Below are 6,765 nucleotides of genomic sequence, written 5' to 3' on the forward strand. Positions count from 1 at the left end.
CGACCGCCACGACGGTCCTCGCTCGCGATGTGTTCCGGGGCTCACCCTGGGACCTCGGTATCGCGGGGGGCTTCGCCACCGTTGCCGCCACGGAACTGATCAGCGCCGCTGATGTCGTACTCGTCGTCGGCGCGGGACTCAATCCGTTCACGAGCCGGTTCGGGGCGGTCTTCGGCCCCGAGGCGCACGTCATCCGGGTGGACATCGAGCCCGGTCCGACGCAGGTCCCGGTCGGGCAGACCCTGGTCGGCGACGCCCGGGACCTCGCTGAGGCGCTCCTGGCGGCCCTCGGCCCCACCCCGAGCGGCTTGGGCAACGCATGGCGCTCGACGGCGCTCGCCGGGGACGGCCGCGAGGCGCGGCTTCGCGACCCCGGGGCTGAGCTTGCGGAGGATGGTCGGCTCGATCCGCGCTCGCTCGTGACCGAGCTCGATCGGCGACTCCCGGCGACGCGGAGCCTCGTCCAGGACATCGGTCACAGCATCGGCTGGGCGCCCATGTACCTCAGCCTGCCCGCGGGAGCGCCGACCGTGTTCATGGGGACGGCGTTCCAGTCAATCGGCCTGGGGGTGCTCGGGGCGATCGGGGTTGCCCAAGCCGGTGCGGCCGCGGGCACGGTGGTCCTCGGCACGGGGGACGGTAGCGCCCTCATGGCGCTCGCCGACCTGGACACACTCGCGAGGACCGCCCCCAGCTGCGTGGTCGTCGTTTACAACGACGGCGCCTACGGCGCGGAGGTCCACCAGTACGCGACCCAGGGGCTGGACCCCGGGCCGATGCTGCTCAAGGAAGCGGACTTCGCGCAGCTTGCGCGGGGGGTGGGCGGCTCCGGCGCGGTGATTCGCCGGCACGCGGACCTTGCTGCGCTTGACGAGTGGGTCGCCGCCGGGGCCTCGGGGCTGTTCGTGCTTGACTGTCGAGTCTCGGCCACCCTCGTGGCCCCGTTTATGGAGGAGATCGCGGCGCACGTGCGCGCGCACGACGAGAAACGCTCGTCCCCTGAGCGCGGCCAAAACTCTGCACGACTTGGTTGAAACTTGCTACAGTGAAGCGAGATACGTTGTTATACCAACCATGCATTGTTGAGGACTGATGACCGCTCCGGACCGAGACGAGCCGACGACCGCGAACGCGCAGGCGGGGGGCGCTGGCGCGGGCAAGGGCCGCGCCCTCCGCTACCAGCACGTCTACGACCTCGTCGTGGCCATGATCGAGGAGCGGGGGCTCGGCGAGGGCGACAAGCTGCCGAGCACCGCGGAGCTGGCGAAGCTCGCGGACGTCAGCGTGATCTCCGTCCGTCGCGCCCTCGACGAGCTCTCGCACGCCGGGATCATCGTCCGGCACCAGGGCGTTGGCACCTTCGTCGCGCCCCGGCGCATGGTGAGCCAACCCGCCCGCTCCGGTGCGCTGCTGGACACGATCACGGGCGAGTACGAGCACGAGGCCTTCCGGACGGAGCTGCTCGCGCTGACCGTCGGCCTGCCGAGCCGCAACCACGTGGACGCCCTCGGCCTCGACGAGGGGCAGCCGGTGTGGGAGATCAGCCGGGTGCGCCGCCTCGGCGGCGAGTCCAAGGTGGTGGAGAAGGCCACGATCCCCCTGAGCCTGGTGCCCGCGCTCGACCAGGAACGCCTCGAAGCCGGGGACTCCCTCTACGGCTTCCTCGAAGAGAAGTACGGCCTCACGGACGCCTTCGTCGAGCAGTTCTTCCAGGTGGATCAGCCAAGCCGCTGGGAGCAGGAGCACCTGGGCGTGACCGAGCAGGAGGCGGTCGTGCGGGTGCGCGGCGTGTCCTTCTCCGCGGACGAGGTGCCCTACGATTCCTACCAGCAGACGTACCGGGCGAAGGACTTCCTCTTCTACGTCTCCGGCAGTCAGGCCCCGCGCCTGATCGAGCCCTCCGACAGCGGTCGCTGGTCGGTCAAGGCGCTCGGCACGCCCTGATCCGGACCCGCTGACGCGGCCAGAACGCCCGGCAGCCCCGGGTCCCGCCGCGGCGGGACCCGGGGCTGCCGTTCGTTCTAGGCGACGCGGCTGACGGCGGGGTCCGGGCTCGGCACGCTGTCGAGCAGCAGCCGGGTGTACTCCTCGCGCGGGTTCCGCACGAGGTCGAGCGCGGGGCCCTGCTCCACGATCCGCCCCTCGCGCATCACGATGATCCGGTCCGCGTACTCGGCGGCGGTCGAGAGGTCGTGCGTGATCATCAGGATGCCCATCCGGTGCTCCGTTTTCAGTTCGCTGAGCAGGGCCAGCACCCCCGCGCGCACCGAGACGTCCAACATGGACACGGGCTCGTCGGCGAGGAGGAGCGCGGGCCGCAGGACGAGCCCCGTGGCGATCGCCACGCGCTGGCGCTGTCCGCCCGAGAGCTCGTGCGGGAACCGGTCCAGGTAGCGCTCGGTCGGGGTCAGCCCCACCTCCTCGAGCGCCCGGCGGCACCGCTCCAGCCGCTCGGCCTTCGTGGCCCCCACGCGGTGAATGAGCAGGGGCTCCTCGAGGGTGTCCCGGATGCGGAAGCGCACGTCGAGCGACTCGTAGGGGTCCTGGTAGATCATCTGCGCGTTGCGGCGGAGCGCCCGCCGCGCCCGCCCGCTGACCCCGACGGTCTCCTCGCCGTCCACGGCGATCGAGCCGCGCACCTCGGGAAGCATCCCCATGATCGCCTGCAGCGTCGTCGTCTTCCCGCAGCCCGACTGCCCGACGAGGGCGACGAGCTCGCCCGGGCGCACCTCGAACGAGACCCCGCTCACGGCGGGGGCCGGGGCGGGCTCGCCGCGCCGTCGCCGCCCGCCCGCGTGCCGCACCGTGAGCTCGCGCACGCGGAGCAGGGGCGCGGCCTCGTCCGGCTCCGTGCGCGCGGGCCGGGGAACGAGGTCGGCGATGTTCGGCGTGGCCGCGAACAGCTGCCGGGTGTAGTCCTCGCGGGGAGCGCTGTAGAGCTGTTCGACGGTGCCCTGCTCGATGATTTCCCCGCCGAGCATCACGGCGGCCCGCGTGCAGCTCCGGGCCACCGCGCCGAGGTCGTGGGTGACGAGGATGAGGCCGAGGCCGAGCCGCTCGGACAGGTCGACGAGCAGCCGCAGGATCTGATCCTGCACGACCACGTCGAGCGCGGTGGTCGGCTCGTCCGCGAGCAGCACCTTGGGTTCGCAGCTGAGCGCCATCGCGATCACGGCGCGCTGCTTCATCCCCCCGGACAGCTCGTGGGGGAAGCGGTCCTCGGTGCCCTCCGGCAGCCCGACGAGGTCGAGCAGCTCCCGGACCCGGGCCGCCGCCGCGGGGCCGCTCGCGATCCGGTGCACGGCGAGCGCCTCCCGGATCTGCCAGCCGATCGTCTTGACCGGGTTGAAGGCGCTCATGGCCCCCTGGAAGACCATCGCGATGTCGGTCCAGCGGTGCGGGGCGATACTGGCGTCGCCGCCGGAGATGATATTCACCCCGTCGAGCAGGACCTCGCCGCCGACGCTGGCGTTCGCCGGGAGCAGCCCGAGGGCGGCAAGAATCGTGGTGGTCTTCCCGCAGCCGGACTCGCCGACGAGGCCGACGCGCTCGCCGGGGGCGACCGAGAGTTTCAGGTCGCGGACGGTGTGCGCGTCCCCGGTTCCCTCGGCGGAGAACCAGACATTCAGCGAGCGCAGTTCCAGCACCGGGGTGGCTGCTGCGGCGGTTGGCGCGTTCACAGGGCGTCCTTTCCACGGCCGACGAGCGGTCGCAGTGACCAGGTCCGGGCCGAGAGGTGGGTGATCTTGAGTCGGGGGTTCAGGGAGTCCTCGATGGAGCGGCCGAGCAGGTAGCAGCCGAGCACGAGCAGGGCGACCGCGACGCCAGCGGGCACGATGGCCCACCAGGCCCCCGTGCTGACCGCGGCCCGGTTGAAGGCGTGCTCCATGATCGTGCCCCAGGTGATCGCGTTCGGATCGGAGAGCCCGAGGAAGGCCAGCGCGGTCTCGTTGAAGATCGCGACGGTGATCGCGAGCACGGCGCTCGCGACGAGCAGCGGGCCGAGCTGCGGCAGAATGTGCCGGGTGATGATGCGCAGGTGACCCGCGCCGAGGGACTCGACCCGGCGGACATAGACGCGCTCGCGGAGGGTCTTCACCTGGGACCGCACGATGCGCGCCGTGCTCGTCCACATCAGCCCGCCGATCACGAGGATCACGTGGTCGAGGCTCGGCCCCCAAACCGCGGCGATGACGATCATCAGCACGATCTGCGGGATCACGAGGAAGTAGTCGGTGATCCGCATGAGCACGGTGTCGACCCAGCCGCCGAAGTAGCCGGAGGCGATGCCGACGCTCGCGCCGATGAGGATCGCGATCGCGGCGGCGGTGAAGCCGACGAAGATGGACACCCGCCCGCCGTCGATGACGAGGCTGAGCACGTCGATCCCGCCGTCGTCGCAGCCGAACCAGTGCGCGGCGGACGGGGCCTCGAAGACCCCGCAGCTGGCCCGGGTGGTCGAGTAGGGCTTCAGGACGGGCGCGAGGAGGCTCATCGCGAGGAAGAGTCCGAGCAGCACGAGCCCGACGATCGCGGAGGGTTGCCGGAGGGCCTGGAGCAGGGTCGTCGTGGTCTGCGAGCGGCTGCGCTTCTTCTTGGTGAGCGAGACGGGGGTTGTGGCTGGGTAGGTCATGGTCTGCTCCCTTCCTTAGTCGGTGACGCGCGGGTCGAGCGTGAAGTAGATGAGGTCGGCGAGGTAGTTGAGCACGACCACGACGACGGTGATCACGAGGAAGCCGCCCTGCAGCATGGGATAGTCGCGCTTCAGGACCGCCTCGTAGAGGGCGCGCCCGATCCCGGGCCAGGAGTAGATCACCTCGATGAGGATCGCGCCGCCGACGACCGTGCCGAGGGCGAGGGCGATCATCGTGATCGTGGGCAGCATGGCGTTGCGCACCGCGTAGGAACGCACGATGCGCCCGCGGGGCAGCCCCTTGGCCTTCGCGGTCAGAATGTAGTCCTCGCCGAGGGTTTCCAGCACGGAGGAGCGCATAATGAGCACGTTCTCCGCGAAGAGGGTGAGCACCAGCGTCGTCACGGGGAGGACGAGGTGTCTGCCCCGGTCGAGGAACTGTTCCCAGGGGGTCAGGGCGAGCGCGAAGGGGTCGCTCGTGCCCGCGCTGGGCAGCACCCCCGCGAAGAAGATCAGCAGCATCATGCCGAGGAACTGGGTGGGGAAGGCGTAGAACAGCACGGAGACGTTCGTGGAGATGTGGTCGAAGGCCCCGCCCCGGCGAACGGCGGCAACGACGCCGATCAGGATGCCGAGCAGGATCGCGATGACCGTGCCCGTGAGCACGAGGGGGAGCGTGTTCGCGAAGGCGGTGCCCAGGTTATCGGCGACGGGGAGCCGGTTGGCGTAGGAGACGCCGAGGTTGCCGCTGAGGAGCCCCTTCAGGTACAGCCAGTACTGCTCCCAGAGCGATTTGTCGAGGCCGAACTGGGCTTCGAGCGAGGCCTTGAGCTCCGGGGAGGCGTTGGGCACCCGGGAGATCCTCGTGACCGCGGAGCCGGGCAGAATCCGGAACAGCACGAAGTTCAGGCTGACGGCCACGAAAATGGTGATGATCGCAAAGGCCGTGCGTTTCCATAGGTAGCTCGTTCGGTTCATCCGGGCCTCTCCTCATCGAGAACGGTGGCAAAATTTCACCTACCATACTTAGTCTAATGAGATAGTATAAGTAACAGGAGTGCGACAACAAGCGGGAATCGAAACCGATTGTGAGACCCGGCAATCTCGGCCGGACGCGCCCCAGCCCTGAGCCCGCAACGCGGCGGGCCAGGAACCCGAGGAGAGAACGTGAACAGAGTGAAACGGGCGCTCGGCGCCGTCGTTGCGATCGCGCTGGCCGGGGTGCTCAGCGCCTGCGGGGCTCCGGGTGGGTCGGCGAGCGACAGCTTCCTCCGGGTGGGCACCACGTCCCTGGTGGACTCGCTGAACCCCTTCGTATCGGATTCTGATTACTCGAGCGTCATCTATCAGTACGTGTACCCGCACCTGACGGAGTACGATGCCGAACTCGAGATTGTGCCCGCCTTCGCCACCGACTGGGAGGCCTCCGAGGACGGCACGGTCTGGACCTTCCACACGCAGCCGGATGCCGCCTGGTCGGACGGGGAACCCCTCACCGCGGAGGACGCCGCCTTCACGATGTCCATGATCCTTGAGCACCGGGAGGGCCCGACGGGTATCCTCGCGGGCTGGGTCGCGCACCTGGAATCCGCGGTTGCCACGGACCCCAACACGCTGCAGCTCACCTATGAGAACCCGGTCGGCAACGTGCTCACCCAGATGCAGGCCCTGCCGATCCTGCCGAAGCACGTCTGGGAGCCCCTTGCGGCGGGTGACGGGCAGCAGATCACGAGCTTCGAGAACGCCGCGCCCCTCGTGGGCGGCGGGCCCTTCACGCTGGACACCTACGAGAAGGACCAGACGATGGTGTTCTCGCGCAACGCCGAGTGGTGGGGCGAGGCCCCGAAGATCACGGGCTTCGGCTTCCAGTTCTTCGCCAACGACGATGCGATGGTGACCGCGCTCAAGACCGGGCAGGTCGACATGATCGGGCAGCAGACCCCGCCCACCGCGGTGGCGACGCTGGAAGCAGCGGGGAAGAAGGTGTTGACCGGGCCGAGCGTGACCATTAAGAACCTGATCATCAACACCAACCCGAAGAAGACCGCGCACCGCGAACTGCTCAACCCCGAGGTGCGCAAGGCCATTGAGTACGCGATCGACCGCACCGAGATCGTGGAGAACACCTGGCT

Annotated in this window: 6 protein-coding genes; 3 read left to right on the top strand and 3 right to left on the bottom strand. The window is 69.4% G+C overall.

The window, feature by feature from the left end:
* Together OOT08_RS12635 and OOT08_RS12640 are read left to right on the top strand one after the other, a co-directional pair.
* The coding region (locus OOT08_RS12635; protein WP_325093099.1) for a thiamine pyrophosphate-dependent enzyme at window positions 1-1,034 on the top strand (1,034 nt) is incomplete at its 5' end.
* A gap of 58 nt (window positions 1,035-1,092) precedes the next feature.
* Window positions 1,093-1,944: a GntR family transcriptional regulator gene (locus OOT08_RS12640; RefSeq protein WP_325093100.1), complete on the top strand. Its 852-nt coding sequence runs from the start codon at window positions 1,093-1,095 to the stop codon at window positions 1,942-1,944.
* 77 nt (window positions 1,945-2,021) lie between these two features.
* Here the strand turns inward: OOT08_RS12640 and OOT08_RS12645 are convergent, their stop codons facing one another.
* From OOT08_RS12645 to OOT08_RS12655, 3 genes are read right to left on the bottom strand one after another with little or no spacing between them, the layout of a single operon-like run.
* Window positions 2,022-3,680 (bottom strand): ABC transporter ATP-binding protein, encoded by a 1,659-nt coding sequence (locus OOT08_RS12645; protein WP_325093101.1) that lies wholly within the window; start codon window positions 3,678-3,680, stop codon window positions 2,022-2,024.
* On the bottom strand, window positions 3,677-4,633 hold the full coding sequence (locus OOT08_RS12650; RefSeq protein ID WP_325093102.1) for an ABC transporter permease: 957 nt from the start codon (window positions 4,631-4,633) through the stop codon (window positions 3,677-3,679). Before OOT08_RS12650 ends, OOT08_RS12645 begins: the two co-directional genes overlap by 4 nt.
* A 15-nt stretch (window positions 4,634-4,648) precedes the next feature.
* Window positions 4,649-5,611, bottom strand: coding sequence for an ABC transporter permease (locus OOT08_RS12655; protein WP_325093103.1), 963 nt, complete (start codon window positions 5,609-5,611; stop codon window positions 4,649-4,651).
* 189 nt (window positions 5,612-5,800) lie between these two features.
* Here OOT08_RS12655 and OOT08_RS12660 point away from each other — a divergent pair.
* On the top strand, window positions 5,801-6,765 hold a 965-nt coding region (locus OOT08_RS12660), incomplete at its 3' end, for an ABC transporter substrate-binding protein (RefSeq protein WP_325093104.1).

This window comes from Leucobacter sp. M11 (genome assembly GCF_035726885.1).
In the GTDB taxonomy this organism is placed as follows: Bacteria; Actinomycetota; Actinomycetes; order Actinomycetales; family Microbacteriaceae; genus JAPFRB01.

Bases quoted from the DNA above. Each gene is read 5' to 3' on its own strand.
- OOT08_RS12640 (WP_325093100.1), top strand. From the start codon at position 1,093: ATGACCGCTCCGGACCGAGACGAGCCGACGACCGCGAACGCGCAGGCG.
- OOT08_RS12650 (WP_325093102.1), bottom strand. From the start codon at position 4,633: ATGACCTACCCAGCCACAACCCCCGTCTCGCTCACCAAGAAGAAGCGC.
- OOT08_RS12655 (WP_325093103.1), bottom strand. From the start codon at position 5,611: ATGAACCGAACGAGCTACCTATGGAAACGCACGGCCTTTGCGATCATC.